Consider the following 25,394-nt stretch of genomic DNA (forward strand, 5'->3'; position numbering starts at 1 on the left):
GGGACGCTTACAATCCCCATAAGTACCGCCGTCGAGGCGCTTCAGTCCAACGAGGTTTATCTGCCGCGGATACGCCAGCGCGTTGGACACAGCGCTTTCGGCGCGGCAGATAAACGCTATTCGTTGGGCGTCGTAACTTTGGGCTAGCGGAGCAGAGTCCCCGAAAATCACAAGAAAGGAATTTCCATGTTGAAAAATGTATTTCTTGCTACCGCATCTGTCGCGCTTCTCCTTACGACATCTCCTGCATCTGCCGAGCAAGTAAAACGCAATTTGCCCGCTTGTGTTTCAGAAGATCTTCTTGACGAATTCATCACGTATGCAACCAAGGGGGATAACAACGGTGCCCGCCAATTACTGCTGGCCGGCAAGTGCACCATGTTATCGGTGGGCTCGGCGGTCTCAGTCATTAGTCCAGGGTTTATGGTTGCGACCATCCGCTACAACGGGGTGAAATTGTTCACCCCTTCAGAGGCAGTCCGGTAACCGTTCATTGGAGCCCACGATGAAAAACGTAATTTTGATTCTGTTGCTCTCGTTCAGTTCTTTAGCAAATGCCGGGGCAAAAGAGCTTTCGCCCGAAATGAAACAACTGCTTGGTATTTCTTCGTTGCCGAAGGACGCTCAACCCATAGGAACCTGGCTGGGCACTTGTGCTCGCTCAATTGAGTTCAGCAAGGCGAAGAACACCTATTTCATGACCGACAGATGTTCCGATGGAAGCGGCGGAAAGGACGGGAACGAACTCAGCAAGTTCTCGAAAGGGGGATTGCAGGCGTTCAGGAAGAAGGAGGGAAGCAGTCACGGCGACCATTACGTCATTGAAAAAGATGGGCGATTGGGCGTGTACGATAAAGACGGGTTGATTGAAAAACTCCCACAGCATTCAAAACTTTGGCCGTGATTATTGCGTTCAAGAAAGTCAGCACTGGTAAGACGCCGCCCAACCCATCATTCCACCGGACCTGCGCAAGAAGCCGCGCAGTTCGGTGAATTCAGACGTTAGAACTTTTTGTCAATTCTTCAGGAGACCAAAATGCAATTAGCGTTCGAGCAATACATAGAAGGTAGCGGCAGCTTGTTAGAGTGCCCGTCGTGCCATGGCAACCATCTGCATCACGGCAAAGTGGAGATCTTCGACCGACTGGAAGATCAAGACATAGGCCTTCACGTTGTCGTTGCTGATGGCACGGCTGCGATCGATAAGGATCTATCGGGCAACCCAAGCAGCAGGCGTCACGGCTTACGTATTCACTTCGCCTGCGAGCATTGTTCAGCAACACCAATGCTCACTGTTGCCCAGCACAAGGGCAATACGTGGGTTGATTTTAATTTCAATTCATAACCAAAAAGCCAGGGAGTGGCAATGCTATTTGACACATTTGATCGATCTGGGAATGCTGAATTTCCGTTCCCCAAGCAAGTGGTATTCCGCGCAGTCGCTGCCGCCGTTGAAGGTTTGAGCGGGATGAATATTGAAAGTCGTGATGAGCTCGCCTGTCGCGTAGACGTAAAGACCGGCATGAGCGCATTTTCTTGGGGTGAGAAAGTGTCTATCGTAGTCACCGGGAACGGACCAAGCGCCGCAATAGTTTCGGTGCAATCTGGTGCGAAAACCATATTTGGATCGGCCACAACCCACGGCAAGAATCGTGAGAACGTGAAGGAAGTCATTCGGCGCACCTCGGACCTATTGGTGCAACGCGGTTCTGAATGGCTCAACGAAATGGGGTTGCAACAGCAGACATCAGCGCCACCGACACAGCCGACGCAATCAGTCGCCGACGAACTTGTAAAGCTCGCTGCTCTCAGAGACCAAGGGCTTTTGACTCCGGAGGAGTTCAATGGGCAGAAAGCGCGGTTACTCGGCGCCTAATGTCTTGGGTTTTCGTGAGCCGCATACCATCGCGGCAAGTTCTAACACTGCGCTCCAAGGGACGCTGCGCGATAAAGCCGCGCAGCGCCCCTGAGCTTGGACGTTATGCCTTGTATCCCATGCCCCCTCTGATTCGTCGTCGTCGGCCAGACAAAGGTACGTCCGGGCAGGGCCACGTGCACCACAGTCGCTACACGAGATGAAGGAGAGTTCTCTACCATCTGGGTGCGCCCCGTAGGAATATCCGACGTTCTCACTACCGCAAAAAGGGCATGGCTTCATGGTTAATACCTCATGGAAGAATGACATCAAATACCCGGAGCATCCGTGCAAGTACTGCGGCTCTACTGGGTGGGGTGTTGGGCACTATGTCGACGCCGGCGGAAATCCGAAATACCCGTTCTATTGCCTCAATTGCAGAAAACGGATACCTGGGTTTGCGAAACGAAAAGCGGTCGAACAATCGAATATTGAAATCAAGCAACTTCACCCACTTCAGCTTCCGTTTATCTGTGAGGTTTGCGGAAGTGAAGGAGCTGAAAACCATCATTGGGCGCCGTGGCATTTGTTTGGAAATGACGCAAACAGTTGGCCACAGTCGTTCTTGTGTCCGGCATGCCATAAACGGTGGCACGATCTTGTTACCCCGAACGCCAACGGTACTCGCAAGGCATAACATGGCGCTCAACCTCGCTCCCTTCGGTCGCTGGACGCTGCGCGATAAAGCCGCGCAGCGCCGGTTAGCTCTACGTTGGGCGTCTCAGTCCTACGGCTATTTGGCGCCTTGCTTTTGGAACGCAGTGCCTTACGCCACACTTACCATCACTATGGAGAATAACAATGGCTGATCAGCTATACCGTGTCTATTTGCATACCCAGGGCGATGAAAGTGTTCGGGAATATATTGTTACCGCCACCAGCGAACAGCAGGCGAAAGATAGGGCATTGAAGCATGTCAAGGCAGCCAACTTAGGGAAGGGAGAGCGGAGCCAAGCAACCTCCCAGAGCTTGACGGAGATATTAGCGATTACTCCAACTAGTAAGCCCCACTGCCTAATGATCCATAGCATCCCTGCAACGGTCATCGCTCATCTATGACCGGTTGAGGCCAAATCATGACCCTGCGCTGTTGCGGCCGAAGGCCTTGCCCGCAAGCTGGCGCGTTGCCGGGCGCGGCGCTCGCCGGTGGTCGTCTCGTAGCGGCTGGCACGGCGGCGTGCTGGGCTGCCGTCGTTGCCCTGCGGCCTGACTGGCCTACTCACTTGCGTCGCCGTGTGGTTGGCAGGGACGCTGACCCGTGGCCACGTTGGCATGCCGGTCAGCAGTGGCTGGGCACTTTTCAGTCCTTCGCCCAACCCGGCGCTCCAGCGGGACGCTGCGCGATAAAGCCGCGCAGCGTCCCTGAGCTTGGACGTTGGGCATATCAGAACAATTCCGCCTATGGCTGCTAAACGCACCCCGATACCAGAAGATATTCGCCGTGCTGTTCTAATTGAGGCGGGGTATCGATGCGCCGTCCCCACTTGCCGTGCGCTTCTAGTACTCGATCTCCATCACTTGGTTCCAGTTCGAGACGGCGGAGAAAACGCTGCTGGCAATCTTTTGGCGCTGTGCCCGACATGTCACGCTATGCACGAGCGCGGAAAAATAGATCCAGAGGCGGTCCGTGCATGGAAGGCAATGTTGGTTAGCCTTAACGCTGCGTTTGATCGCGCAGCGATAGATTCACTTCTGCTGCTTCGAGACCTCAAGAAAAACGGCCAAGAAACACTTGCCGTCTCTGGAGACGGCATCGGCCGTTACGCCTCGCTCATCTTTTCCGGGTTCGCCGAGTATTGATTAAAGGGTCGATTGCGCGGCGGTCTAAATGAAGATTGGTTTGAAGTTCGCATTTCGGAAAAAGGCGAGCGCCTCATAGAGGCGTGGCTATCCGGCAATTCCGAAGCAGTGCGTGCAGCTACTGCAAGTAAATTGCAACCAACCACAGAATAGGAGCACGGAATCGGGGTCGGAATCGGGGTCAGTTCTAACATTCACACATTTTTTGTTACACTCCATCCATGGCCAGACCACTCAGACTCGAATTCGCAGGCGCCCTCTATCACGTCACCTCGCGCGGCGATCGTCGGGAAAATATCTTTCTGAACGACGATGACCGCAATGATTGGCTGGACGTGCTGAACACGGTGTGTGCGCGCTTCAACTGGGTGGTGCATGCTTTCTGCCAGATGACCAACCACTATCATTTGCTGGTGGAGACGGTAGACGGCAATCTGTCCGCGGGGATGCGGCAACTTAACGGCCTCTATACGCAGCGCTTCAACCGCCGCCATGGCCAGGTGGGACATCTCTTTCAGGGGCGCTACAAGGCGATCCTGGTACAGAAGGAGGCCCACTTGCTGGAGTTGACGCGCTATATCGTACTAAATCCGCTACGCGCCGGGATGGTGGAATTGCTTGATGACTGGTGCTAGAGCAGTTTTCCCTTCCTCATCGGACAGGCGGTACCGCCTCCGTGGCTGAACACGGACGGGTTGCTTGGCCAGTTTGGTACGCGGCGCGCCAGCGCACGCGAGCGCTACCGCGAATTCGTGATGGCCGGCAGGGACTTGCCTAGCCCCATGCTGGAGACGCGTCATCAGCTCTTGCTCGGCGATCAGGCATTTGTCGAAGGGCACCGCAAGGCCTGCCCTCCGGAAGACCTGCTGGAAGTTTCAAAGGCGCATCGAAGGTCCATCGCGTGGTCGCTGGACGAGTATCAAGAGCGTTACCCGCAGCGGGATCAAGCGATGACTCAGGCTTACCTCTCCGGTGCTTACACGATGGCCGAGATTGGCCGTCACTTCGCGGTACATTACATGACGGTAAGTCGCGCGGTCCGCAAGTTTGAACGGGACAGCGGAGGGATGTCGCAATGTTAGATGTGACCCCCCTTACAGATGTGACCCCCTTACACAAAGGGCATCATCGGGTGCCCGCGGCACACCGTCTCCATGAAGATGACGCCCTGATGTGGTTCGCCGATCTTGCCGGCCGCGAAGATCTGGGCAAAGATCTCGTCGGAACGGGGTTCCTCGACCAGCACCATCACCACGTCCCGCTCGCTCCACAACAGTGATCCGGGCTTCCGGCGACCGGTGCCGCGGGCATGGTGGTGGCTGACCGACAGCACGCCAGGCTCGTTCTCGACCAGCTTGGTCAGCTTCATGCCGCGGCCGCTGACGACGATCGCCGTGATCAGCTTCTTCTCGACGCCGTAGCCGATGTGCGCCAGGACGCTCATCCACCGCGCTCCGTGTGTACCCCGAAGCGGGCAGCCACCTCGTGCGGCACGTAGGTGGCCATCTTGTCGAGTCGCGTCATCCACAGGATGCCCATCCCCGGCGTGTCCATCTTCGCCGAGACGAAAATCCGTTCGAACATGCTGTCCGCCTGCTCCGATGGCACCGCGATGTAGATGATTTCCTTCTCCGTGTTGACCGTCAGGCCGAGGATACCCAGGTGTTTTTGCCGGACGCCGGTGCCGTGGGCATGAAAGACGGTCGCCCCCTGTGCACCGGCTTCAACCGCGACCTGGACGACCAGATCGGCGATGCCGCGCTGAACGACGACGGTGATCAGCATCACATCGGTCAGCACGATCAGTTCGTTCGCCTTGCTCATGACTTCTTGCTCCTTGTTGGTCCGCGGGTCTTCATGTCAATCCACAGGCCGGTGCCCAGCACCGAGATGATCGGGCCGACCGAACACATCGCGAGAATGCCGAAGCCTTCGGCGGCGCCGACCACTTCGCCAAGGCCAATGCCCAGCGCCAGCAGCAGCGGCACGGTAACCGGACCAGTGGTGACGCCGGCGCTGTCCCAGGCGAGGTTGACGATCTCTTCGCGCGAGACGACGGTCAAGGCCAGCGCTATCGTGTAGCCGCCCAGCAGCGGCGTCCATACCGGCAGGTGAAACAGGATGCGCGCAACTCCCAGCGCAGCGCCGATGCCAACGCCAGCTGCGACGGCATGGATCAGCATGCGCTTGCGGAAGGCACCGTCGGTTAGATTCTCGACAGTCATGCCCATCGCGTTGAGCGCCGGTTCGGCAATGGTCGCGCCAAAGCCGATGGCAAAGGCGAAGGCGAGGGTCAAACCGATTCCCAGCGCGAACGGATAGAGCGGCGGCGCGCCGGTTTCCCGGTGCGGCGAGAAGGCCCACGGAACGTTGTTGCCCGCCTGCTCACCGAGCGCCACCAGGCCGGCGGTAAGACCAAGATTGAAGAGCAACATACCGACCAGCGCCATCGACACGCCGTAGACGAAGATGTTGCGCTGTCGGATCTTCTGGCCCAGCAGCACGGTCTGGACCAGCACCAGCAGCAGGACCAACGGCACGATGGCACGCAAGGCGCCGAGAATCTCGGCAAAAGGCGTCTGGTTGTACCAGCCGTCAAGGCTTGGCGGCAGCACTGGCAGCATCGCCCCGGCACCCTGGCTGGTCAGATAGATTGCCGTACTGAGCACCGCAAGAATCGGGAAGATCGACGCCAGGGTGACGATCCCGAAGCCCGACAACGGGTTGTCGCTGCGCCCAGTCGAAGCCGCCACGCCGACGCCGACCGCCAGCACCAGCGGCACCGTGACCGGACCAGTGGTGACCGCGCCGCAGTCCCAGGCGAGACCGATGATCGGCGCCAGTTCTGGCTGCTGCGCACACCACGCGGTCAGGCCAAGGGTCGGTGGCATAATCAGCAGGACCATCGTCTTGAGTTGCCAGCCGAACATCGTGCGCAGCATCCCCAGGCTGACCGCCAGGCCAACCCCGCCGGCGACCGCCAGGACCAGCCAATGGGAATATGGGCCGAGCAGTTGACGCAGCCAGGGCGAGCGCTCCGGCGATATGGCACTGGCGGCGGCCTGCAGCGCCCCGATCGCCGGTTCGGCAAAGGTCGCCGCGGCGCCCAGAAGCACACTGAAGGAGAGCAGCACGGTCGGGTGTGTCTTGCCCGGCATCTGGAAGCCGACATTCTCGGCGAAGGGCATCAAGCCGATCTTGACGCCTTCCATGAAACACATCAGGCCGACCATCACCGCGACGATGCCCAAAGTGACCGATTGGGCGTCGAGCAGCGACGTGCGCAGGGCGAGCGCCTGAAAGCCGATCAGCATCAACGCCAGCGGCAGAACCGCACGCAACTGCTCGGCAAAGCGGATGGAAACGTACGGAGTCAGCAGGCGGTGCAGATCGATGGGCCGGAGTGCGGGACGCTTGGGCCGCAGTCGCTCGGCCTCCAGAAGCGCAGCAAAGCTGATCTGTCGCTTATGGCGCTGGATGGCGCCAAGATAGATGCCGTAACGAACCTTGCGTTCTACCAATGCTTTTTCTCCTTGCGGGAATCTACCACAGAAGAATGAATCTCGTGCCACACCTGGGTCGCTGCGCGCGGGCCCCGACGCAGTCCAGAATCCGAACGCCTTTCCTAGTCCTGTTCGCCACGCACGGTCAGTACCTGACCGCCGACCCCTTCCACGACTCCGGCCGCGGCCTCGCCCTAGCCATCGCTTGCGCGGCGGAACACCAGCCATCGCACGCGTTGCGCCCAGGTCGACCGCGCACCACGTTCAGCAAGCCCTTGCACTTCGCATAAAAATGGAAGAAACGGAGCACCGCCGCTTGCTCCGCGGGGCTCGGCGGGTAAAGGCTGCACACCAGTTTGTCGTCAACCATGCCGCGGTCGGTCTGCGTCACCGCGCCCCACGCCCTGACCCGTATCCGCGCGCCCAGGTGCAGGCGCGGGCCGAGTACCAGCGCATCCAGCAGGTCGCCTTCGAGTCCCAGAAGGGTCGGGACCGATCCATAGTTGAACGGGCACGGAAAGGGCGAGACGAAATCGATGCGACCAAGCGATCCGCGTTTCAGAAAGCTGCCGCGCGGCACCTCGATCATCACCTCGAGTTCGGGCGGGTCGCCGTCCGATCCTCTGGCCCGCTGCAGTGGCCCATGCGCGTCGGTCATGACCATCTTCCCCGCACGTGCGCACCGGCGGGGTGGCGCATTCCGGGACTTGCTTTCGCCTTGCGGCGGCCCGGCCGCTCCACCCTGTGACGCAACCGCCTTTGATCATCCGTACGCCGGGTCACTTCAGGCCCCCGTTGCCGCATCTTTTCAACACTTGAGCGGCATGATTGCGCCGGCTATCCGCGTATCGCCTCAGCCCAGCAGTTCGGCGTTTCGTAGAGACGCACACGTTCCAGCTGCAGGTGGTTCCCGTAGCTATCGCGATAGACCTCATCGAGAATCGAGAACGCTTTCTGGGCAAGGTTCTCGGCGGTCGGCACGCAATCGAGCAACACCGTCTTGTGTTCCGGCAGCGATTGCAGGAAGTCCACCACCGGTTCGTCGCCGACCCAGGCGAGAAAAGCGTGATCCCAGGCATCGACCAGATGTTGCCTGGCCAGATCCCTGACCTCGGAAAAATCCATCACCATGCCATTGGCCGGATCGCCAGCCCGGCGGATGATGTCGCCGCCGAGCGTGATCTCGACGACATAGCGATGGCCATGCAGATGACGACACTGGCTATTGTGGTCGGGAATACGGTGACCTGCGTCAAACTCGAGACGGCGGGTGATTAGCATCGAAAAAACGCGAGGAAATGAGCGGCGATTATAGCACCGCCCCCGCTCCCCGCCGCTCGCCGGCGCCAGGCAGGCCCGATGGCGATGACGCACACCGGCCCGTTCGTGTCCCCGGTACGCCGCTCAGTGGCGCGTGTTCCGCCGCTGGCGTCGGACCATGAGTCGGCTGCGGCCACGCACGGGGGCGTCGCACGGAAGACCGCCATGGCGATCACTCCGGTGACGCCGCGGTTACTCACTCGCAGACCGTGATCCGCAGCGGCGCCATCTCCTTGTACAGCAGCGGCAACGGGGCTTTGCGCGAAATGGTGATGATCCGCGTCCCCGGCGGGTGGATCAGGTGGTAGGTCAGGTACATGTGCGCGTCTTCGGCGCCGAGCAGCAGTTCGCGCAAGGCCGCGTAACCCGGATGCCCGAGAATGTTCATCTGGTCGAAGGTTCGCTGGTTGAGCCGCACCGAATGCCTGCCAAACTCCAGTTCGGGTCTGCTCGCACCGAGCAATTCGTGCGTCAGCAGGCGTCGAACATCCGGCAAGACCACGACACCGACGGCATCGGCGCCCACCAACCACTCGACGGCGCGGCCTTCACCACCAGGGTCGGGGGCGTGGTCACCAAATGCCTGGCACCAGCGGGGAATGTAGGCAGAATAACGGCGAACGTTTTTTTCCATGGCCAGTCAGTTCTATGTTTCCTGCGCTGCCCGGTCGATCAGACTGGCGACCACGTCGGTATCCGAAACGAAGCCCTGCAGATCGTTGTTGTCGATCACCAGCACGCTTTTCACCGAATACTGGATCATCAGGCGAGCCAGATAGCGGACCTCGAGATGCTGGGAGACCTGCAGCGCCGGTTTCTGCGCGATGTCATAGACGTTGAGCAGGTCGATGTCGCCATCGTCGGCGATAACCGCCCGGGCCACGTCACGATAGGCGATCAAGCCGTGCGCGTCGCCTGAATGGCGCTTTTCCACGACCAGCGACTTGACGCCACGCTCCTTCATCACCATCAGCGCTTCACGCACGGTCGCCAGCGGGTTGATGGTGATGACGTTTCTCTTCATGATTGCGGCAACCAACATGGCTAGTACTCCTTCACTCAATGATCATCCTCAGCAATCGGCACGGGACGCCGCCGATGTCCGGCGCGGCTCACATGCCCTCTTCCACTTCGCGGCGAAAGAGCTTCATTTGCTCCAGACCGATCCCGACGACGCTGCCCAGCGCTATCGAGAAAGCCAGCCCTCCCCCCGGGAGTTCGAGCTTCATCTGCAGCTTCACTGCCTTCAGGATGCGCATCGCCATTTGTTGCTCGGTGACGCACAGCAACAATGACTCCTTGCGCTCCAGACCAAGACCGAGAAAGGTCTTGCGCTCGTTGTGCCGCAAACCCTTGCCCTTGAGAATGGTGATGCCGGCAGCGCCAGCCTGTTTGAGAAGCTCGACGGCACGGTTCTCGTCCTCGTCGGGGACGATCAGCACGACAGCGGAAAATTTCATGGTGCTTTCTCCTTGATCTGTTTCCTTGGCGTCCGCAGCAAGGTGGCGACGATGCCATAGGACATCACAATAATCATCGGCAGCAGCGAGGCGAAGGCGATCAGGCCGAATCCGTCGATCATCGGGTCCCGGCCAGGCGTGCGCTCGGCGAGCCCCACGCCAAGTGCCGTCACCAGCGGGACGGTCACCGTCGAAGTGGTCACGCCACCGCAGTCGAAGGCGATCGGGATGATGAATCGCGGCGCCAGCTTGGTCATGGCGATCACCAGCAGGTAGCCGGGAATCAGCCAGTAAGCGATCGGCGTACCGTCAACGATTCGCGCGCAACCAATCACCAGGCCAACGCCGACCCCAACCGAAACCAGCGAGCGCAGCCAGAAGCCCTTGAGCTGGCCCAGGCTCACTTCGTCGGCCTTGATCGACAGCGCAATCAGCGCCGGTTCGGCCATCGTCGTCGCGAATCCGATCAGGAAACCATAGAGATAGAGCACCCATATGGCCACCCCGTCCTGCATCAACCCACTGGTCATCTCGTCGCCAAGCGGAAAAAGTCCAACCTGCAAGCCTTCGTCGAAAAGGTAGAGGCCGACGGCAACGAAGAGCATGCCGACGGCCAGACCCTTGGGGTCGGCGAGCGGTCGCCGCAGGATCACGAAACTCGAGAACAGGACCACGGCGATGATCGGCAACAGGTTCTTGACCATTCCCAGAAAGTTGCCAAGCATCGCCATCGCCCCCAGGTGGTGCTGGTCATCGGTGGGCATCATCACCACCGCGACGCCCGGATCGACGGCAACAAAGAAGAGAATTCCGTAGAGCTGGATGACGATCATCGGCGCCAGAGCACCGAAGGCGATCAGGCCGAAACCGTCGAGCATCGGATTGCGGCCTCGGATGGTCGCCGCCAGGCCGACACCCATCGCCGTCAGGAGCGGCGCGGTGACCGTCGAAGCGACGACCCCGCCCGAATCGAAGGCCAGGCCGACGAGTTCCGGCGGCGACACGGCCGTCAGTGCGACGACAATCAGGTATCCCGGAATCAGGTAGTGGGCGATCGGATGCCCCAGCACGATGCGCCAGACGCCGACCATCACCGCCAGCCCAACAGCCAGGGCGGCGACCATGCGCAGGGTCATCGCGCCCATGCTGCCGCCGGAAACAGCCTCCGCCTTGTAGGCCACGGCCATCAGTGCCGGTTCGGCGGCGACCGAGGCGTAGCTGATGCAGAAGGCAAAAAGCATCAACCACAGAAAGGAACCGCGGCGCGCGAAATCGAAGGCCATCGTCTCGCCGGCCGGAAAGATCGCCGCGTCCAGCCCCTTGACGAACAAGGCCAGGCCGATGAGCACGGCGGCAAACCCGCCGATCAGTGCGCCCGGGCTGTCCGGCATGCGCTGGATGAAAAAAGCCTGGAAGATCGCGACCACGATCAGCGTCGGCGCCAGGTCTCGCGCAGCGTCGTGCAGGAGTTCCCGGATCAGGCGCAGCAGCGAACCCACGCGCGCCCTAGACGTCTGCTGCTGCCCGCAAGGCGGGGCTCGGCACGGCTGAAAGGCGTGGGCGCGGGAGGGTCATTGGCTCTTCGGAAGATTGGTCGAGGAGACCGCCGTCGTCGGCGTTGAGCCAGATCATGCCGCAGATCGCTCAACACGGCAAGGCTGTCGGCATGAAAGTCGTTAGCGTCCGGACGACTGGCGGCTTGCCGGGCTGCACCCGCACCCCGTAGACGAACCATGTATAAGGCATATGACACACGCCAAGGCTGCGTAACGACCAGGCGGTCGGCCAGGTGCGGCCTAGCGGCGGCGAAACATCCAGGCCAGGCAGAGCAATGCCAGGCCCAGGAGCACCACTGTCGTCGGCTCGGGCACACGCAAGGCGATGGCGAAAATCCGCAAGTCGCCATCAAAGGCCATGTAGATCGTGCCGTCCCGATAGGCGAGGCCATCCGGATCCGGAACTCTCCTGAAACCCTCCGACGGGACCACCTGCACCAGGTACTCCTCGCCGACAAGGCGGAAATAGTCGCTGTCTGGCCCTGTGAAGAGGCTTGCCAGGTCGATCGAGTCGGTGACCTGCTGCAGCGCCAGATCGAAGACCAGCAAGCGGTGGTTGCTGTAGTCGCCGACCAGGAGGCGACCGTCATCGAGCGCTTCGAGGCCGAGCAATTGCGCATCGAGCGGGAATTTCTTGCCGATCTGACCGCTCTGCGGGTCTATCTCGATAATCGTCCCGTCGGTCTGACAGCTCACGTAGAGCTTGCCCCCGGCCGTGGCAGCACCTTCCACTTCATCGCATTCGGTCGCCGGGAGCGAGAAGGTCCAGTCGGGCAATTCAGGGCTGCTGACGCCCGGGGTGAATGCCCAGAGGACGTCATTGATGGCCAGGCCGCTCGCTCGCAAGGCGGCGAAGTTCTCGCCGACAATCAGTCGCGAACCCGCGCCAGCCAGCGCGACCGGGTTGGCAAACCTTGCGGTTGGTTCGAAACGCGTGTCGGCAATGACCTGGTGAACGACATTGTCGCGCACGTCCAGCCGCCAGAAGTCTCTCCGGGTGCCCAGCGGATCGGCAGCGATCGAGGCCCAGAGACTTCCGTCATCGGTGAATGCCAGGCCTTCGAATTCATGGACCAGCGCCGGGAATTCCCGCTCTGGAGACGGCAGGCCATTGACCAGATAACGGTAGTCCTGGATCCCGGTCAGCGCCGCAGGCTGCGCGGTGCTGGCGAGCGCCAGCAACCCGCAGGCAAGCAGTCGGGCTAGCCAAAGAACTCCCCTTGGTGCATCGACATTGATTGCCAAGCGCTCCATCGTTGATCTCCTCGTCGCCGGCCCGCGTGCCGTGAAGACGCTACCGGCGAGAGCCCGGGCTGCCATTCATCGGCAAAGCGGCGCCGAACGGTCAGCCACGCATGCTGCGCCCGGGATCGGCCGAGCGGGGGCCGTGACAAAACCAGTATAGACCAGCCGCGCCTGACGCTGCTGCTGTCGGCTCCGATCGAGCAAACCCACCATCCCCAACGCCGAGGCGATCAGAACGGCAACTCGGGAATCAATGGCCCCAGATCGTCTTGCCGCCCTGCCTCGCGCACCAGCCTGTTGGCCAGTCGCGGGTCGAAGCTGGCCAGCCGCTCGACGACTTTCGCAAGCTGCGCACGCTGGTCCGCCCGATGACAGGCCATACCCCACAGGTAGTACGCTTCGCCGTGCAGCGGCTGCAACGCGACGGCGCTGGCAAATGCTGCCGCCGCCGCCGCATGCTCGCCCAGCCGTGCGTGCGCCAGGCCCATGCCGTACCACGCGCGGTCGAGCGCCGGTTTGCGGCGAAGCGCCTCGGCGAACGCGCTGAGCGCCGCCTGTGGACGGCCCGCCTGTTCGAGGACGAAGCCATGGTTGTAGTGCGTGTCGGCGTCTTCGGGGGCCAGACGCAGGCTTTCGCCGAACCACCTCGCGGCGACCTCGTAGCGCTGTCCATCGGCAGCGATACACGCCAGATGCCGGGCCGACTGCGCGTCATCCGGCCGGCAGCGAAACGCGATCAGATACGCGGCAAAAGCTTTTTCCTCACTGCCGACGAAGCGCCACAGCGAGGCCCGGGCATAATGACGCCAGTACTCGAAATTCATCGACAGCCCCACGGCTTCCAGGCAAGAAGGATAGCGCCAAGATACCATGAGCCACCCCGACCTGTTCATCGTCTCGACGCTGCGCGCGCTGGTCGAAGTAGCGCTCCTCAGCCTGCTCGGCCAGGGCGTGGTCGGCCTGCTGGCCGGCGCCAGGCGGACGAGCAATCCGATCTACCGCCTGTTCCAGATCGTCACCCGGCCGGCGATCCGGCTGACTCGCCGGCTGACGCCGACGCTCATCGTCGATCGACACCTGCCCTTTGTGGCATGCTTCCTGATGTTCTGGCTGTGGATCCTGCTCGCCTACGTCAAGCGGGTCCTTTGCCAGTCGCACGGTCTCGCGGCGTGCTGACGCCAGACTCGCCCATCTGATCCTGGAAGCAGGAGCTGTGCACTGGCAAGGCATTGCGCAAAGCGCAGCGGGAACGCCGTCGAAGCAGCTAGAATCCCCACCTGCCCCTGCGCCCTGTCCACGACCGATGTTCCCGACCTCCTTCACCTTGACCCTGCTACGCCATCCGGCAACGCCCGCACCGGTGGTACGCCTGCTCGAAGTTCACGCCGGGCTCGGCGCCGACGGTGATCTCGAACTCGCTTGGTGTCTGCGCGGCGACATGGCGCGCTTGCTGATCCCGGAGACACGCCCGCCGGGCCGCGTCGATGACCTGTGGGAACATACCTGTTTCGAGGTCTTCATCGGCGTTGCTGGCGACCCGGCCTACCGCGAGTTCAACCTTTCGCCGTCTGGCCAATGGGCCGCGTATGCCTTCTCCGGCTATCGCCAGCGCGACGAAACGCGGGTGCTGCTCGCGCCGCCGAAGATCAGCGCCAGGCTGTCGGCCGGCCGGCTCGAACTCGAGGCGACGATCGCGCCCGCCGTCCTGCCGACAGCGCCGGCCGGCAAGACGTTGCAGCTCGGTCTGGCGGCGGTGGTCGAAGCCGCCGACACCATCGATGGCAGCCACAGCTACTGGGCGCTGCGCCATCCGGCGGCGCTGCCCGATTTTCACCATCGCGACGGTTTCGCCTTCGAACTGGCGGCGCCGCAAGCGGCTGCTTGAAGGAAACGCAGATGCCCGCCATCGAATTCGGCCTCGACCGCCTGCTCAAGGATCCGCAGCTGCGCAAGCCGCTGCACGGTCGCCGCCTGGCGCTGGTCGCACACCCGGCGTCGGTGGACGCCGATCTGACGCACGCCATTGACGCGCTGGCCGCCCTGCCCGATCTGCAGCTGACGGCGGCTTTCGGCCCGCAGCATGGCCTGCGCGGCGACAAGCAGGACAACATGGTCGAATCGCCGGACTTCGTCGACCCGCTGCACGGGATCCCGGTGTTCAGCCTGTACGGCGCCGTGCGCCGCCCGACGCCGCCGATGATCGACAGCTTCGACGTGCTGCTGGTCGACCTGCAGGATCTCGGCTGCCGGATCTACACCTTCATCACCACCCTGCGCTATCTGCTCGAAGCCGCCGCCGCGACCGGCAAGGCGGTGTGGATCCTCGACCGTCCCAACCCGGTCGGACGCCCGGTCGAGGGATTGCGCCTGCGCCCGGGCTGGGAGAGTTTCGTCGGCGCCGGCGCGCTGCCGATGCGCCACGGTCTGACGATGGGTGAACTGGCGTGCTGGTTCGTCAGCACGCTCGCCCTCGACGTCGACTGCACGGTGATCAGCATGCGCGGCTGGAACCCCGGCGCGGGCCCTGGCTACGGCTGGCCGCTCGGTGAGCGGTGCTGGATCAACCCCAGCCCGAACGCACCGAACCTGTCGATGGCGCGCTGCTACGCCGGCACGGTGATGCTCGAAGGCAGCACGCTCTCCGAGGGGCGCGGCACGACCCGGCCGCTGGAGCTTCTTGGCGCGCCCGACATCGAAGCCGGCCGGCTGATCGCGACCATGGACGCGCTCGCCCCGCACTGGCTGCTCGGCTGCCGGCTGCGCCCCTGCTACTTCGAGCCGACCTTCCACAAGCACGCCGGCACGCTGTGCCAGGGGGTGCAGATCCATGTCGACGACGGCCGCTACCAACATCCCTGGTTTCGCCCGTGGCGTCTGCAGAGCCTGGCTTTCAAAGCCCTACGGCAGCTGCAACCGGACTACCCGCTGTGGCGCGAATTCGCTTACGAGTACGAACACCAGCGGCTGGCGATCGACCTGATCAACGGCTCACCGCTGCTGCGCGAGTGGGTCGACGAGCCGCAGGCGACGCCGGCCGACCTCGACGCCTTGAGCCGGGCCGACGAAGACGCCTGGGAAGAGGAGCGGCAGGAGTTCCTCCTGTATTGACGCCTGCGGACCGCCTGGCAGCGCCAGCCGTGAACTCGCCGCCACAGCGGCGCATCGCCCATCTCGACATGGACGCTTTCTACGCGTCGGTCGAACTGCTGCGTTATCCGGAACTGCGTGGCCTGCCGGTGGTCATTGGCGGCAGCCGCGAGCAACAGCCGGTAGAACTCGCCGACGGCAGCCGCCGTTTCGCTCGCCTGCGCGACTATGTGGGCCGCGGCGTGATCACCACCGCCACCTACGAAGCGCGTGCGCTCGGCGTCTTCTCCGCGATGGGGATCATGAAAGCGGCCCGACTGGCACCGGAAGCGATCCTGCTGCCGGTCGATTTCGCCGCCTACCGCCACTACTCGCGGCTGTTCAAGGCCGCTGTCGCGCGCCTGGCGCCGCTGATCGAAGACCGCGGAATCGATGAAATCTACCTCGACCTCAGCGCACTCGCCGACGACACCCGGGCGCTCGCCCAACGTATCAAGGACGCCGTCCGCGAGGCCACCGGACTGTCGTGCTCGATCGGCGTGGCGGCCAACAAGCTGCTCGCCAAGATCGGCTCGGATCTCGACAAACCGGACGGCCTGACGATCCTCGATGCCGCCGATGTCGCGCAGCGGATCTGGCCGCTACCGGTGCGCAAGATCAACGGCATCGGCCCCAAGGCAAGCGACCGCCTGTGCAAGCTGGGCATCCGCACGATCGGCGAACTGGCGCATGCCGAAGCGACCACCCTGCGCCAGCACTTCGGCGACGGCTACAGCAGCTGGCTGCACGCGGCGGCGCACGGCATCGATGACCGACCGCTGATCACTTCGTCCGAACCGAAATCGATCAGCCGCGAAACAACCTTCGACCGCGACCTGCATCCGCGCCACGACCGCGCGCTGTTGAGCGAGATCTTCACGACGCTGTGCACGCGCGTCGCCGACGATCTGCGACGCAAGGACTATCTGGGCCGGACGATCGGCATCAAGCTGCGCTTTGCCGACTTCCAGACCGTCACCCGCGACCTGACGCTGCCCGGGGCGACCGGCGACCCGCAAGCCATCCGCCGCGCCGCCGGCGAATGCCTGCGCCGGATCGTGCTCGATCGCAGGCTGCGGCTGCTCGGCGTCCGCGTCAGCACACTTTCGACACGGCGCGCCACGGAAGATCATGCGCCGCGGCAGGGCGAGCTGGCGCTGACCGGCCGTCTGGAGGAGCACCTGGACTGACCAGAGGCGGCGCCGTACGACGGGAGCCTCGGTTTCATGCACGCCGCGACGGTGCCGCCGAGCCACCACCCGCCAACCATTCGGCAGGCGGCGAAAAGCTCCTTCGCCGGGCCGCAACGGAGCCCGAGCGATGAGCCATCGCCCCCGCCCGGACCTGACGACAGGCTCGCCGCGCGCACTCGCGCCGTCCGCGCCGGACACTGATATAACTAGGATTTCCCAGGAGAAGTGTCGGTTTTTTTTACACTTGCTCCGGATCTGCAGCCGTCAACTTCCACCCGCAAACAGACTGCAATTGATTTGTAACAACTTTTCCTTGTTCGGTTTGATTCTTGCTTCGTGTAGCTACGGTTAGCATGCGGAGCCGATCTCCGTCAAGGAGGCCAGCACGCTAACCGGTGCCTGAAGCGCGGTTAGCGAACGCACAGGCGGACCTTCCATTAGCGGAATGTTTTCCTTGGCAGACTTGACTGCGTCATTTCTCGGTGGCCGGCAAGTCAATCCGCTAACGGTGTTGGTGTCTAACTCAGTGGAGGTGAACCAATGACTCACAAGCAGACGTACACCAAGAGAGGGTTTGGCTTTCTCGTAGCTGGCCTGGCCATGCTATGGTCAGCAACGGCTGTCGCCACGGTGGTGGTTGACATCCCCGCCAGCCCCTCCTGGCAGCAGGCCATCACGGCCGGCAACATCGTCCCTTCTGCCAACGGCGACGCCCTGACGCAGGCGGCTCTGGAATTCTACCTTCCCCAGAACGTTCCCCTGGAAGTCGTCGGGGCGACGCTGACGCCGGGTGTTAATGGTGTGAGCGACGGCCAGACAACGATTGACAACACGTTAGTGATGTCGTGGGATCTACCAACGAGCAATGCCCTTGCCATCGCCTGGTGGGACTATCGGTTCAACACACCGCTGAACATGGAGACGGGCAGCAGCATGATCCATTTCTCCGTTTACCCCCCGCCCGGGGTATGGGACTTGTCGCTCGAACTGATTGATAGCAATGGGCGTTCCCGCGGTTGGTTCCGGTTTGGGCCCGCGAATGTGTGGGATACTTTTTGGATCAGCCCGAATCTGGGCTTGCAGAACCCGTTCTCGTTCTATTGGAGCGACCCGCTCTTCGACATCACCCAGGTGGTAGCCGTACGCTTCGACGAATCCGGGATGGTGAGCCAACCGTTCCCCATCAACCCGACGGGCGCGGGTCCAGCCTGGAATGCTTGGAATAGTCTCAGAATCGAAGTGCCCGAACCGACGACTCTTGCCCTGATGGGATTGAGCCTGGCAGTACTCGGGGGGGCCACCAGGCGCAGACGCGGTACCTTTTAGCGATGACAGGCTTCAACATCGAGGGCGCGTAGCGTACCGTGCATGACCACCAGGCGGGTAATTCCCGCCTTGTTTCTTACTCAGTCGCAGACTCGTTCCGGGATGAACAGGTGACAGGCCAGGCTACCCTGGCACCAGCCCCTCACTTCAATCCGCAGCCCGCACGGAGACCGACCAACGGGAAATTCCGTTGCCCCCCGCGAGATGCCCCGCACGAGCGCCATCGTCATGTCGCTTTGCTGACCGAGAATCGTCATCGGTCGGGAACTGGCCGGTAAGAAACAGCGCTGCCGCTGATCTCGCGCCACAGTTCGCTGATCGGAACGCGGTTGCTGGCGGTGCGATCGACCCACTCGGTCGGTGCTGCCGTGCCCGGATGAAAACGAACGCCCCAGATCGGCTCGAAGCCGTCGGTACGCAGCGAATAGCGGGCATCGCCGATGACCGTCGGGTCGGCGCCGGCACGCGCGACCCAGCCGGCTGAGAAATAGCTGAAGCGCGCAAAATCGCGGCGCACGCGGTCGTCGGCCAGGGCCTGCGGCGACAGGTCGTGCTCGACGAGCACGTCGACCGTGCTGCCCGGCTGCCAGCGCGTGCGGTCGCCGCCGACCACCCGCAGGCGGTCGGTGTATAGCGTTTGGCCCGACTGGTAGACCGATCGCCAGAGCAGCGGATTACCCACCGTCGGGAACATCTCGGCGCGGTCCACCGGATGGCCACGCGCGGCAGCGATCCGCAGTTGCACCTCGAACGCACGCTCGCGCTGCCAGGCGGCGGTGCCGATGTAAACCAGGCTCAGCAGCAGCGCCAGCGCCGCCGGAAAGCGCGAGCGCCGACGCACGGCGAAAACCAGGCCGATCAGCAGCATCAGAGTGAGCAGCGGACCGATTGTGGTGATCCAGTGCCAGGCCACCCGCAGCGGCGAGAACGGCCATAGCAGATGGGTTCCGTAGTTGGTGCAGGCGTCGAGCAGCGCGTGCGTCGCGTAGCCGATGGTGGTCGCCGCGACGATCGGCCGCCAGTTCGGGTGATAGCGTTGCTGCGCCAGCCAAGGCGTGGCGGCCACGATTCCGCCGACCGGGATGAACGCCAGGGCGTGCGTGAAGTGGCGGTGGTACTGAATTGCCAGCAGCGGGTCCGCGGAACTCCTGATCAGGATGTCGACATCAGGCAGGACGCCACCAACGGCACCAAGCAGCCACGCCTGCCGACCGAGGCGCGGGCCAAAGGCGACTTGCGCGGCGCTGGCGCCGAGTAGCGCATGAGTCAAGGGGTCCATTCAAGCTCCAAGTGGCGTCGGCGATTGATCGAAGCGGCCGCGACGCCAGTGTGTCAATCTTCTCGTCCGTGCGCAACGACGCTGTTCGCCGCGCGCACCAGCGCCCCCGAGGCATGCGACTCCCAGCGCAGAATAAAGCCCTCGCCAGCAATGACCATGAGCCGGCAAAATCGCCGTCACCTGTATCGGTGATAGCACCCATGATCGATGGCGACAACGCCGCCTTCATTCAGACCGGGGTGGCGATCAACCTCGCTGCCTGCGGCGCCGACGCTTTCTTGAATCTTTCCTCAAGGCTTCTTAAACTCTTGGTTGGCGCACGGCGGCCCTCTTGCGCCAATTCTCCGACCTTCTACACCGGCACTACTACGGCCCACACAGGAAGAAGCGATGAATCCAGGATGGCAAGCTATCGATGAAACGCCGCTGTTCGAACGGATGCTGCTGGTCCGCGCGTACGAGGAAGCGCTTGTCGCCGGCCATGTCGCCGGCACGGTGCCGGGAACCTGCACCTCGGTCGGCCAGGAAGCGGCCGGAGTTGGCGTCGTCAGTGCGCTCGGTGGCGACGACCTGATCCTCACCAACCACCGCAGCGCCGCCCACCTGCTGGCCCGCGGTGCCGACCCGGACCGTCTGCTGGCCGAGGTAATGGGGCGCAGTGGCGGCTACTGCCGGGGAAAGAGTGGATCCTTGCACATCTCGGTTCGCGAACTCGGCGTGGTGCTGACTTCGACCATCGTCGGCGGCGAGCTGTCCCTGGCAACCGGCGTTGCGCTTTCCCAGAAGATGCTCGGCCGGCCCGGAATCGTCACTTGTTTTTTCGGCGACGGAGCAGCCTGCGAGGGCGTCTTCCACGAATCGCTGAACCTGGCCGCAGTCTGGGAACTGCCGATACTCTACGTCTGCGAGAACAATCAGTGGCAGGCTTTCGTGCATCGCCGGGAAACCATGAGGAGCGAGCACATTGCCGACCGGGCAGCGCCCTACGGGATCGACAGCGCGACGGTCGACGGCAACGACGTAGTGGCGGTTCAGCGCGCGGCGTCGGAGGCTGCCGAGCGGGTCCGCGGCAGCAGCCGCCCGTTCCTGCTGGAAACCTGGACCTACCGCAGCCGCGGTCACTTCGAACCAGACGACCAGGCTTACGTGGACCCCGCCGAACACGCCGCGTGGCTGACCCGGGATCCGATCGAGATCTCCCGCCAGCGCTTGATCGGCGGCGGTCGCTTGACCAGCGAGGACGCGGCAGCGCTGGCAACGCGGGCGCGTCAGCGCATCGCCAGCGCGATGGCTTTCGCCGAGGCGTCGCCCTTCCCGTCGCTGGACCAGTTGACCACCGATGTTTACGCCTGAGGCTGCCGCCATGCCCGTGATCACCCCTTTTGAAGCCATCGGCGCCGCGCTCACCGAGGAAATGCGCCGCGACCCGAGAGTGCTGATCTTCGGCGAAGGCGTCGCCACCAAGCGCCACGATCTGCTCGACGAATTCGGCCCAGCCCGGGTGCGCAACACACCACTGGCCGAGGGAATCATCGCCGGGACGGCGGTCGGCGCCGCGGCCACCGGATTGCGGCCGGTGATCGACCTGCTGTTCGCGCCGTTCCTGTGCTACGCCATGGACCAGCTGGTTAACAGCGCCGGCAAGCTGCGTTTCATCTCCGGCGGCCAGTTCGCCTTTCCCATGGTCACCCTGGCGATGACCGGTGGCGGCTGGGGTGTCGGCGCGCAGCACAATCACAACAACGAAGCGTGGTTTGTCCACAGCCCGGGGCTGAAAGTGGTGATGCCGTCGTCCGCAGCCGACTTCAAGAGCCTGCTCAAGGCAGCGATCCGCGACAACAACCCGGTGCTATTCTTTATCGACCTGGGACTGCTCTATCAGGCTGGCGAGGTGCCGGAAGGCGAACATCTGCTGCCTCTGGGTAAAGCCAGCGTCCTGCGGACGGGCAGCGACGTCACTCTGGTTTCCTATGGCAAGACCGTACACGCCTGCCTGGCGGCCGCGCAACAACTCGCCGAAGCCGCCATATCCGCCGAAGTGATCGACCTGAGAAGCCTGAAGCCCCTGGACGAAGAGGCGATCATGGCCTCGGTCCACAAGACCGGCCGGCTGGTAGTGGCGCATGAAGCGGCGAAGATGGCCGGCGTCGGCGCAGAGATAGCCGCCCAGGTAGCGGAACGCGCCTTTGCCGACCTGCGCGCCCCGATCATCCGCCTGGGCGGTCCCGATGCCCCGGCGGCGGCCAGCCACCCGCTCGAACAGGCCTACGCGCCCGGCGCAGAGGCCATCTGCGCGGCCGCAAGGAGTATCTGCGCCTGAACGCCAGCGCTCGGGTTCACGCTACCCCGTAGGCGGCGGGTCATCCCGCACGCAATGGAGGGCCAGTCAAGAAAACCACGACCGGCCTGATCCTGCCTGTCGCTACGCTCCTCACGCTGGCCTTGGCGGCCGCTGTTCCGGCAGTGGCCGCGGACCAGGCAAGCATCAAGCGCAGCGCCTTTCTGGTCGGCGTCGGCGGCTACGTGGACTGCCACACTCCCTTCAAGATGGTTGCCAACGGCCCGGAACTGGATTTCGGTCGCGGCCTTTCCGGCCACCCGCAAACCCTGGGCCCGAGTCCGCCACCATCGCCGCCCCGATGAGTTCCTCGTTAGTATGCGGGCCGTAGATGTCGGAGGTATCGAGGAAGCTGATGCCGAGGCCCAGCGCACTGTGGATGGTGTGGATGGCGGGAACCGATTGAGCGCCGTCGCGCCACCATAGAAAACACCTATCCGAATCCAACCCAGGTCAAGCGCCGATACCCACGGACCGTCTCGAGAGACAGCCCCGGCAAACCGAGTCAATCGGCTGACCCTCCGGCCTTGGAACCGTACCTGGCGGCAGTCGCGGCTGATCCGGGCCGACTGCGCCTTTCAGCAAGATCGGGGCAGCATGCGCCATGCTGCCCGTAAACCGGCGGGGCGAGGCCTGCCGGTATTTCATTCGACGGAAAGAATTGGCCGCCCCGCCGCGGTCTTCGCGTTGCTAGCGCAAGGAATCCTGTACCGACTGGAACTGGCGCACCCACGGCCGGTTCGCATGCAACTCAGTCGGCAGCGCGGCAATGGCGTCGCGCGCCTGGGTTACCGTATTGAATACGCCGAAGAACAGGTTGTAGCGCTCGCGCTGGCCGCGCTCGGTAACGGAAAAGGCCAGGGAATTCAGCGCCAACTGCTCGACGTGGCGGTCGATGAAACGTGCCATGTCGCCCTGGCTCGGCGACTCCACCAACTGCACGGTATAAGCCTTCGGATTTTGCCGAAGCAACCATTGGCTGTCATGCACCACCCCAACTCCCGCGCTTTGTACGCGCACCTTCCGCAGCGCAGCGCGCAAGTCGCCGAGGCTTTTCTCCAAAACTGAAACCTTGCCGGAGACTTCGTCAATTCGCTCTTGCTGCAGTACAGCGCTCTTCTCTCGGGCCGCTTCGCCTGCGGAGAGTGCCGCGACCCGACCGCTGACTTCGGCGATTTGGCTCTCGCTTCGCGCAATCATCGACTCGGTGCTTGCGGGGGCAAAGGCAGGCACCCACTTGACCAGGGCGAATCCCAGCACGGTCAGCAGCAGCAAGCCGGCAATGGCCAGATGCGTCCGCTTGAACTTCTCGCGGGTAGCACCCTGGTGGTCCACCAGCGCGGCGGCAAGCTCGGCGATTGCCACCTCCAGGCGCTGCGTCTCCGACCGCAGCACGCCGACCAGACCCTGCAAAGTCTGAAACTCGGCATAGTGCTCGCGCTGCAAGGCGCTCAGACCGTCGATCCGCGCCTCGACGAGCAACTGCTGCTTCTCCGCCTGCTCACGCACCGCCTCGATACGGCTCTTGTTGCCGCGCGTCGCGGTTTCCAACAGCTCGTGGGCGATGTCAAACTGATCAAGACGGAGGCGTTGCTCGGCGATGATCTGCTCCTGGGCCTTGAACAGGCCTTCCAGCGAAGCGATCCCCGTATCGAGCCGCGCCACCTCCGCACCGATGCGGGCGTTGTTGCTCGCGAGCCGGGTGTCCCAGCGCTGCTCTGTGTCGGCCAGCCAACCGCGGGCTTCGCCCCGCACCGCAGCGAGCCGTTGTTCGGCAGTGGCGGCATGCGCGGCCAATGACCGGCTCTGCTGCTGCAGGTCAGCGCCGAGCCGGTGCACCTGGCTCGACACCGCGCCACCCGACTGGCGGATTTCGGCCAACTCACCGTCAATACGACGATTGTTTTCGGCGTACAGTGCTGTCAGCTCGTCGTAGTTGCGCAGCACACGGTCAAGCTGCGCGTTGATTTCCTTTGGCGTCAGACTGGAATCGTTTGCTCGCGTCAGTTCCAGCAGGCGAGCCATCTCCGGTTCAATGACCGGAACGCCGGTCGCCGGCGCTTCCAGCGACTCGGTCGACAACACAGTGGGAACGGTCTCAGACCGTGCATCGTTCGGCAACGAAATCTCTGCGGTGTTGGTCATCGTCGGTCTCCTCTGTTGTGATTTCACAGGTTTGCTTTCTGACTGCAGCGGTGCACTCAAACACATCGCGGGCGAACTTGACAAGTCTTCTCGCCTTTCTCCTGCACTGCTCATGCCCCGAGTGTCGCAAGCGCGCAACCCCTCACCGCTCTTAGGCGGGCGAACGGCCGACCTTGCGCCTTCGCCCCGTGCCTGAGCCGGAAGGTGCTGACGCATCGAAGGGACGCGCTGTCGGCGCCAACCGCAGAAAGAACGGGCCTGTCCGTCCCCAGTACGGACGGACCATCGATCGCTGTGACCGGCTTGGGCGCACGCCAGGGGAACTCGCCGACCCAGGCGCCCGATATTGTGGCAGGATCAAGCTTTGCGAGAATGACCGCAGCAGACCGATTCACCGCCCGGCAGCGCCGGGAAGCCACTTGAGCGGGAGCAACAATGGCCTTTCTGAGCTGGCGAGACCAGTATCGTGTCGGACTCGAACGTATAGACCGGGAGCACCGCTATCTCTTCGACCTGATCAACAGGTTCCACGATGGTCACCGCGGCGGCGCCGAGCCCCGCGAACTCCAGAGAATGCTCAACGATCTGGTGCAATACTCGGAAGAGCATTTTCGCCACGAAGAAGAAACCATGCTGGAGAACGAATATCCAGGGCTGTCCGCACACTGCGGCATGCACGAGGAGCTCTATCTGGCGCTCTTTCGCCTGAGCGAGGAACTGGCCGCCGACTCTTCGTCGATTACCATGGACACGCACAGCTTTCTGCGCAACTGGCTGGTCAGCCACATCCTGACGCACGATCTGCAGTTTGCCGATTACTTGGCGACGCGCGCCGAGCAGGCAACACGTGATCAGAATGCCAGTGACGCAGCTAAAGCCAAAGGGGGAGATGAAGCCAAAGGCGCAGCGCCGCACGACGAAGCCTAGCGCGCTGCTACCCAAGGCAGAAAGGTGTCGAGTTGCCTGGCACCCGCTGAGCCAATCGTCACCGCCGGGAACATCGACGCGGGCATCGGCACCGCCGCCAGTGCCACGCTGCTCCACGCTGGTGGCAGTTTCCGCTTGAACGCCAGCGCTGTCTGTGCGACATTTCCTGCCTTATATGCGCCGGTTCGGTCCGACCGCTGATCACCGATCATCCGGTTTTTGGGGCGCGCCGTCGCTGCTCAGGTTTGACCGACGCTCAGG

The 25,394-nt window shown here is 62.8% G+C and carries 32 protein-coding genes; 17 read left to right on the top strand and 15 right to left on the bottom strand.

All coding sequences use genetic code 11. The features are described from left to right. Window positions 1-186 precede the first annotated feature (186 nt). From Q1L50_RS15840 to Q1L50_RS15855, 4 genes are all read left to right on the top strand, one after another. Entirely contained in the window at window positions 187-486 is a 300-nt protein-coding gene (locus tag Q1L50_RS15840; RefSeq protein ID WP_300340454.1) for a hypothetical protein, read from the top strand. A 19-nt stretch (window positions 487-505) separates the two neighbouring features. Next, entirely contained in the window at window positions 506-904 is a 399-nt protein-coding gene (locus Q1L50_RS15845; RefSeq protein WP_300340456.1) for a hypothetical protein, read from the top strand. A gap of 132 nt (window positions 905-1,036) precedes the next feature. Next, window positions 1,037-1,345: a hypothetical protein gene (locus Q1L50_RS15850; RefSeq protein WP_300340459.1), complete on the top strand. Its 309-nt coding sequence runs from the start codon at window positions 1,037-1,039 to the stop codon at window positions 1,343-1,345. 21 nt (window positions 1,346-1,366) lie between these two features. Next, window positions 1,367-1,876: an SHOCT domain-containing protein gene (locus tag Q1L50_RS15855; protein ID WP_300340461.1), complete on the top strand. Its 510-nt coding sequence runs from the start codon at window positions 1,367-1,369 to the stop codon at window positions 1,874-1,876. On the opposite strand, the gene Q1L50_RS20075 is transcribed toward Q1L50_RS15855, so the two are convergent. Beyond that, window positions 1,862-2,185 (bottom strand): Lar family restriction alleviation protein, encoded by a 324-nt coding sequence (locus Q1L50_RS20075; protein WP_366145254.1) that lies wholly within the window; start codon window positions 2,183-2,185, stop codon window positions 1,862-1,864. The two genes, Q1L50_RS15855 and Q1L50_RS20075, sit on opposite strands and share 15 nt — an antisense overlap. 59 nt (window positions 2,186-2,244) lie before the next feature. On the opposite strand from Q1L50_RS20075, the gene Q1L50_RS15860 reads away from it, so the two are divergent. The 5 genes from Q1L50_RS15860 (at window position 2,245) to Q1L50_RS20085 (ending at window position 4,797) form a co-directional block, all read left to right on the top strand. Beyond that, window positions 2,245-2,724 carry a hypothetical protein gene (locus tag Q1L50_RS15860; protein WP_300340464.1) on the top strand — a complete coding sequence of 160 codons (480 nt, stop codon included), beginning with the start codon at window positions 2,245-2,247 and terminating at the stop codon, window positions 2,722-2,724. Continuing rightward, entirely contained in the window at window positions 2,717-2,974 is a 258-nt protein-coding gene (locus Q1L50_RS15865; protein ID WP_300340467.1) for a hypothetical protein, read from the top strand. The genes Q1L50_RS15860 and Q1L50_RS15865 overlap by 8 nt, the downstream gene beginning before the upstream one ends. Window positions 2,975-3,316: 342 nt before the next feature. Beyond that, window positions 3,317-3,715 carry an HNH endonuclease signature motif containing protein gene (locus Q1L50_RS15870; protein WP_300340468.1) on the top strand — a complete coding sequence of 133 codons (399 nt, stop codon included), beginning with the start codon at window positions 3,317-3,319 and terminating at the stop codon, window positions 3,713-3,715. 221 nt (window positions 3,716-3,936) lie between these two features. After that, window positions 3,937-4,350 (top strand): transposase, encoded by a 414-nt coding sequence (locus Q1L50_RS20080; RefSeq protein ID WP_366145255.1) that lies wholly within the window; start codon window positions 3,937-3,939, stop codon window positions 4,348-4,350. A 60-nt stretch (window positions 4,351-4,410) separates the two neighbouring features. Further along, window positions 4,411-4,797 carry a hypothetical protein gene (locus Q1L50_RS20085; RefSeq protein WP_366145256.1) on the top strand — a complete coding sequence of 129 codons (387 nt, stop codon included), beginning with the start codon at window positions 4,411-4,413 and terminating at the stop codon, window positions 4,795-4,797. Window positions 4,798-4,826: 29 nt separating this feature from the next. Here the strand turns inward: Q1L50_RS20085 and Q1L50_RS15880 are convergent, their stop codons facing one another. From Q1L50_RS15880 to Q1L50_RS15930, 11 genes are all read right to left on the bottom strand, one after another. Beyond that, a complete protein-coding gene (locus tag Q1L50_RS15880; protein ID WP_300340471.1) occupies window positions 4,827-5,159 on the bottom strand; it encodes a hypothetical protein in 333 nt (110 codons plus the stop codon). Beyond that, window positions 5,156-5,539, bottom strand: a complete 384-nt coding sequence (locus Q1L50_RS15885) for a P-II family nitrogen regulator (RefSeq protein ID WP_300340474.1) — start codon at window positions 5,537-5,539, stop codon at window positions 5,156-5,158. Before Q1L50_RS15885 ends, Q1L50_RS15880 begins: the two co-directional genes overlap by 4 nt. Continuing rightward, on the bottom strand, window positions 5,536-7,236 hold the full coding sequence (locus Q1L50_RS15890; RefSeq protein ID WP_300340476.1) for a DUF1538 domain-containing protein: 1,701 nt from the start codon (window positions 7,234-7,236) through the stop codon (window positions 5,536-5,538). Before Q1L50_RS15890 ends, Q1L50_RS15885 begins: the two co-directional genes overlap by 4 nt. 127 nt (window positions 7,237-7,363) lie before the next feature. Then, window positions 7,364-7,876: an inorganic diphosphatase gene (locus Q1L50_RS15895; protein ID WP_300340478.1), complete on the bottom strand. Its 513-nt coding sequence runs from the start codon at window positions 7,874-7,876 to the stop codon at window positions 7,364-7,366. A 179-nt stretch (window positions 7,877-8,055) separates the two neighbouring features. Continuing rightward, entirely contained in the window at window positions 8,056-8,499 is a 444-nt protein-coding gene (gene queD, locus Q1L50_RS15900) for a 6-carboxytetrahydropterin synthase QueD (RefSeq protein WP_300340481.1), read from the bottom strand. A gap of 235 nt (window positions 8,500-8,734) precedes the next feature. Then, window positions 8,735-9,172: a hypothetical protein gene (locus Q1L50_RS15905; RefSeq protein WP_300340482.1), complete on the bottom strand. Its 438-nt coding sequence runs from the start codon at window positions 9,170-9,172 to the stop codon at window positions 8,735-8,737. A gap of 12 nt (window positions 9,173-9,184) precedes the next feature. Next, complete coding sequence (locus tag Q1L50_RS15910) at window positions 9,185-9,580, bottom strand: CBS domain-containing protein (protein ID WP_300340485.1); 396 nt, start codon at window positions 9,578-9,580, stop codon at window positions 9,185-9,187. 70 nt (window positions 9,581-9,650) lie between these two features. Continuing rightward, window positions 9,651-9,998: a transcriptional regulator gene (locus Q1L50_RS15915; protein ID WP_300340488.1), complete on the bottom strand. Its 348-nt coding sequence runs from the start codon at window positions 9,996-9,998 to the stop codon at window positions 9,651-9,653. Continuing rightward, window positions 9,995-11,497: a DUF1538 domain-containing protein gene (locus Q1L50_RS15920; protein ID WP_300340491.1), complete on the bottom strand. Its 1,503-nt coding sequence runs from the start codon at window positions 11,495-11,497 to the stop codon at window positions 9,995-9,997. The genes Q1L50_RS15915 and Q1L50_RS15920 overlap by 4 nt, the downstream gene beginning before the upstream one ends. A gap of 297 nt (window positions 11,498-11,794) precedes the next feature. Further along, on the bottom strand, window positions 11,795-12,808 hold the full coding sequence (locus tag Q1L50_RS15925; RefSeq protein WP_300340494.1) for a PEP-CTERM sorting domain-containing protein: 1,014 nt from the start codon (window positions 12,806-12,808) through the stop codon (window positions 11,795-11,797). A gap of 221 nt (window positions 12,809-13,029) precedes the next feature. After that, window positions 13,030-13,623, bottom strand: coding sequence for a tetratricopeptide repeat protein (locus Q1L50_RS15930; protein ID WP_300340497.1), 594 nt, complete (start codon window positions 13,621-13,623; stop codon window positions 13,030-13,032). A 46-nt stretch (window positions 13,624-13,669) separates the two neighbouring features. Here Q1L50_RS15930 and Q1L50_RS15935 point away from each other — a divergent pair, with 46 nt between their 5' ends. The 5 genes from Q1L50_RS15935 to Q1L50_RS15955 all read left to right on the top strand — a co-directional run bounded on the left by Q1L50_RS15935 (window position 13,670) and on the right by Q1L50_RS15955 (window position 18,444). After that, window positions 13,670-13,975: a hypothetical protein gene (locus Q1L50_RS15935; protein WP_300340499.1), complete on the top strand. Its 306-nt coding sequence runs from the start codon at window positions 13,670-13,672 to the stop codon at window positions 13,973-13,975. 127 nt (window positions 13,976-14,102) lie between these two features. Further along, window positions 14,103-14,684 carry a DOMON-like domain-containing protein gene (locus tag Q1L50_RS15940; RefSeq protein ID WP_300340502.1) on the top strand — a complete coding sequence of 194 codons (582 nt, stop codon included), beginning with the start codon at window positions 14,103-14,105 and terminating at the stop codon, window positions 14,682-14,684. An 11-nt stretch (window positions 14,685-14,695) separates the two neighbouring features. After that, entirely contained in the window at window positions 14,696-15,907 is a 1,212-nt protein-coding gene (locus tag Q1L50_RS15945) for a DUF1343 domain-containing protein (protein ID WP_300340504.1), read from the top strand. Next, entirely contained in the window at window positions 15,904-17,115 is a 1,212-nt protein-coding gene (gene dinB / locus Q1L50_RS15950; protein WP_300340507.1) for a DNA polymerase IV, read from the top strand. The genes Q1L50_RS15945 and dinB overlap by 4 nt, the downstream gene beginning before the upstream one ends. Before the next feature lie 543 nt (window positions 17,116-17,658). Beyond that, complete coding sequence (locus Q1L50_RS15955) at window positions 17,659-18,444, top strand: PEP-CTERM sorting domain-containing protein (RefSeq protein WP_300340509.1); 786 nt, start codon at window positions 17,659-17,661, stop codon at window positions 18,442-18,444. A gap of 253 nt (window positions 18,445-18,697) precedes the next feature. On the opposite strand, the gene Q1L50_RS15960 is transcribed toward Q1L50_RS15955, so the two are convergent. After that, the gene (locus Q1L50_RS15960) at window positions 18,698-19,723 is read right to left on the bottom strand and encodes a metal-dependent hydrolase (protein ID WP_300340511.1); all 1,026 of its coding nucleotides are present in this window, start codon (window positions 19,721-19,723) and stop codon (window positions 18,698-18,700) included. A 390-nt stretch (window positions 19,724-20,113) separates the two neighbouring features. Between Q1L50_RS15960 and Q1L50_RS15965 the strand changes: the two genes are divergently transcribed. Continuing rightward, the gene (locus Q1L50_RS15965) at window positions 20,114-21,076 is read left to right on the top strand and encodes a thiamine pyrophosphate-dependent dehydrogenase E1 component subunit alpha (RefSeq protein ID WP_300340514.1); all 963 of its coding nucleotides are present in this window, start codon (window positions 20,114-20,116) and stop codon (window positions 21,074-21,076) included. Between the two features lie 10 nt (window positions 21,077-21,086). Next, window positions 21,087-22,043: a transketolase C-terminal domain-containing protein gene (locus Q1L50_RS15970; protein ID WP_300340516.1), complete on the top strand. Its 957-nt coding sequence runs from the start codon at window positions 21,087-21,089 to the stop codon at window positions 22,041-22,043. Window positions 22,044-22,265: 222 nt separating this feature from the next. On the opposite strand, the gene Q1L50_RS20090 is transcribed toward Q1L50_RS15970, so the two are convergent. Continuing rightward, complete coding sequence (locus Q1L50_RS20090) at window positions 22,266-22,508, bottom strand: aldo/keto reductase (RefSeq protein ID WP_366145257.1); 243 nt, start codon at window positions 22,506-22,508, stop codon at window positions 22,266-22,268. Window positions 22,509-22,751: 243 nt separating this feature from the next. Next, entirely contained in the window at window positions 22,752-24,266 is a 1,515-nt protein-coding gene (locus Q1L50_RS15975) for an SPOR domain-containing protein (RefSeq protein WP_300340519.1), read from the bottom strand. Window positions 24,267-24,641: 375 nt separating this feature from the next. Here Q1L50_RS15975 and Q1L50_RS15980 point away from each other — a divergent pair, with 375 nt between their 5' ends. Beyond that, a complete protein-coding gene (locus Q1L50_RS15980) occupies window positions 24,642-25,133 on the top strand; it encodes a bacteriohemerythrin (RefSeq protein ID WP_300340522.1) in 492 nt (163 codons plus the stop codon). The last annotated feature ends 261 nt before the right edge of the window (window positions 25,134-25,394 follow it).

Origin of the sequence: Accumulibacter sp. (assembly GCF_029255145.1) — a bacterium.
GTDB lineage: Bacteria > Pseudomonadota > Gammaproteobacteria > Burkholderiales > Rhodocyclaceae > Accumulibacter.

Bases quoted from the DNA above. Each gene is read 5' to 3' on its own strand.
- Q1L50_RS15840 (WP_300340454.1), top strand. From the start codon at position 187: ATGTTGAAAAATGTATTTCTTGCTACCGCATCTGTCGCGCTTCTCCTT.
- Q1L50_RS15845 (WP_300340456.1), top strand. From the start codon at position 506: ATGAAAAACGTAATTTTGATTCTGTTGCTCTCGTTCAGTTCTTTAGCA.
- Q1L50_RS15850 (WP_300340459.1), top strand. From the start codon at position 1,037: ATGCAATTAGCGTTCGAGCAATACATAGAAGGTAGCGGCAGCTTGTTA.
- Q1L50_RS15855 (WP_300340461.1), top strand. From the start codon at position 1,367: ATGCTATTTGACACATTTGATCGATCTGGGAATGCTGAATTTCCGTTC.
- Q1L50_RS20075 (WP_366145254.1), bottom strand. From the start codon at position 2,185: ATGTCATTCTTCCATGAGGTATTAACCATGAAGCCATGCCCTTTTTGC.
- Q1L50_RS15860 (WP_300340464.1), top strand. From the start codon at position 2,245: ATGTCGACGCCGGCGGAAATCCGAAATACCCGTTCTATTGCCTCAATT.
- Q1L50_RS15865 (WP_300340467.1), top strand. From the start codon at position 2,717: ATGGCTGATCAGCTATACCGTGTCTATTTGCATACCCAGGGCGATGAA.
- Q1L50_RS15870 (WP_300340468.1), top strand. From the start codon at position 3,317: ATGGCTGCTAAACGCACCCCGATACCAGAAGATATTCGCCGTGCTGTT.
- Q1L50_RS20080 (WP_366145255.1), top strand. From the start codon at position 3,937: ATGGCCAGACCACTCAGACTCGAATTCGCAGGCGCCCTCTATCACGTC.
- Q1L50_RS15880 (WP_300340471.1), bottom strand. From the start codon at position 5,159: ATGAGCGTCCTGGCGCACATCGGCTACGGCGTCGAGAAGAAGCTGATC.
- Q1L50_RS15885 (WP_300340474.1), bottom strand. From the start codon at position 5,539: ATGAGCAAGGCGAACGAACTGATCGTGCTGACCGATGTGATGCTGATC.
- Q1L50_RS15895 (WP_300340478.1), bottom strand. From the start codon at position 7,876: ATGACCGACGCGCATGGGCCACTGCAGCGGGCCAGAGGATCGGACGGC.
- queD (WP_300340481.1), bottom strand. From the start codon at position 8,499: ATGCTAATCACCCGCCGTCTCGAGTTTGACGCAGGTCACCGTATTCCC.
- Q1L50_RS15905 (WP_300340482.1), bottom strand. From the start codon at position 9,172: ATGGAAAAAAACGTTCGCCGTTATTCTGCCTACATTCCCCGCTGGTGC.
- Q1L50_RS15910 (WP_300340485.1), bottom strand. From the start codon at position 9,580: ATGTTGGTTGCCGCAATCATGAAGAGAAACGTCATCACCATCAACCCG.
- Q1L50_RS15915 (WP_300340488.1), bottom strand. From the start codon at position 9,998: ATGAAATTTTCCGCTGTCGTGCTGATCGTCCCCGACGAGGACGAGAAC.
- Q1L50_RS15925 (WP_300340494.1), bottom strand. From the start codon at position 12,808: ATGGAGCGCTTGGCAATCAATGTCGATGCACCAAGGGGAGTTCTTTGG.
- Q1L50_RS15930 (WP_300340497.1), bottom strand. From the start codon at position 13,623: ATGAATTTCGAGTACTGGCGTCATTATGCCCGGGCCTCGCTGTGGCGC.
- Q1L50_RS15935 (WP_300340499.1), top strand. From the start codon at position 13,670: ATGAGCCACCCCGACCTGTTCATCGTCTCGACGCTGCGCGCGCTGGTC.
- Q1L50_RS15940 (WP_300340502.1), top strand. From the start codon at position 14,103: ATGTTCCCGACCTCCTTCACCTTGACCCTGCTACGCCATCCGGCAACG.
- Q1L50_RS15945 (WP_300340504.1), top strand. From the start codon at position 14,696: ATGCCCGCCATCGAATTCGGCCTCGACCGCCTGCTCAAGGATCCGCAG.
- Q1L50_RS15955 (WP_300340509.1), top strand. From the start codon at position 17,659: ATGACTCACAAGCAGACGTACACCAAGAGAGGGTTTGGCTTTCTCGTA.
- Q1L50_RS15960 (WP_300340511.1), bottom strand. From the start codon at position 19,723: ATGGACCCCTTGACTCATGCGCTACTCGGCGCCAGCGCCGCGCAAGTC.
- Q1L50_RS15965 (WP_300340514.1), top strand. From the start codon at position 20,114: ATGAATCCAGGATGGCAAGCTATCGATGAAACGCCGCTGTTCGAACGG.
- Q1L50_RS15970 (WP_300340516.1), top strand. From the start codon at position 21,087: ATGCCCGTGATCACCCCTTTTGAAGCCATCGGCGCCGCGCTCACCGAG.
- Q1L50_RS15980 (WP_300340522.1), top strand. From the start codon at position 24,642: ATGGCCTTTCTGAGCTGGCGAGACCAGTATCGTGTCGGACTCGAACGT.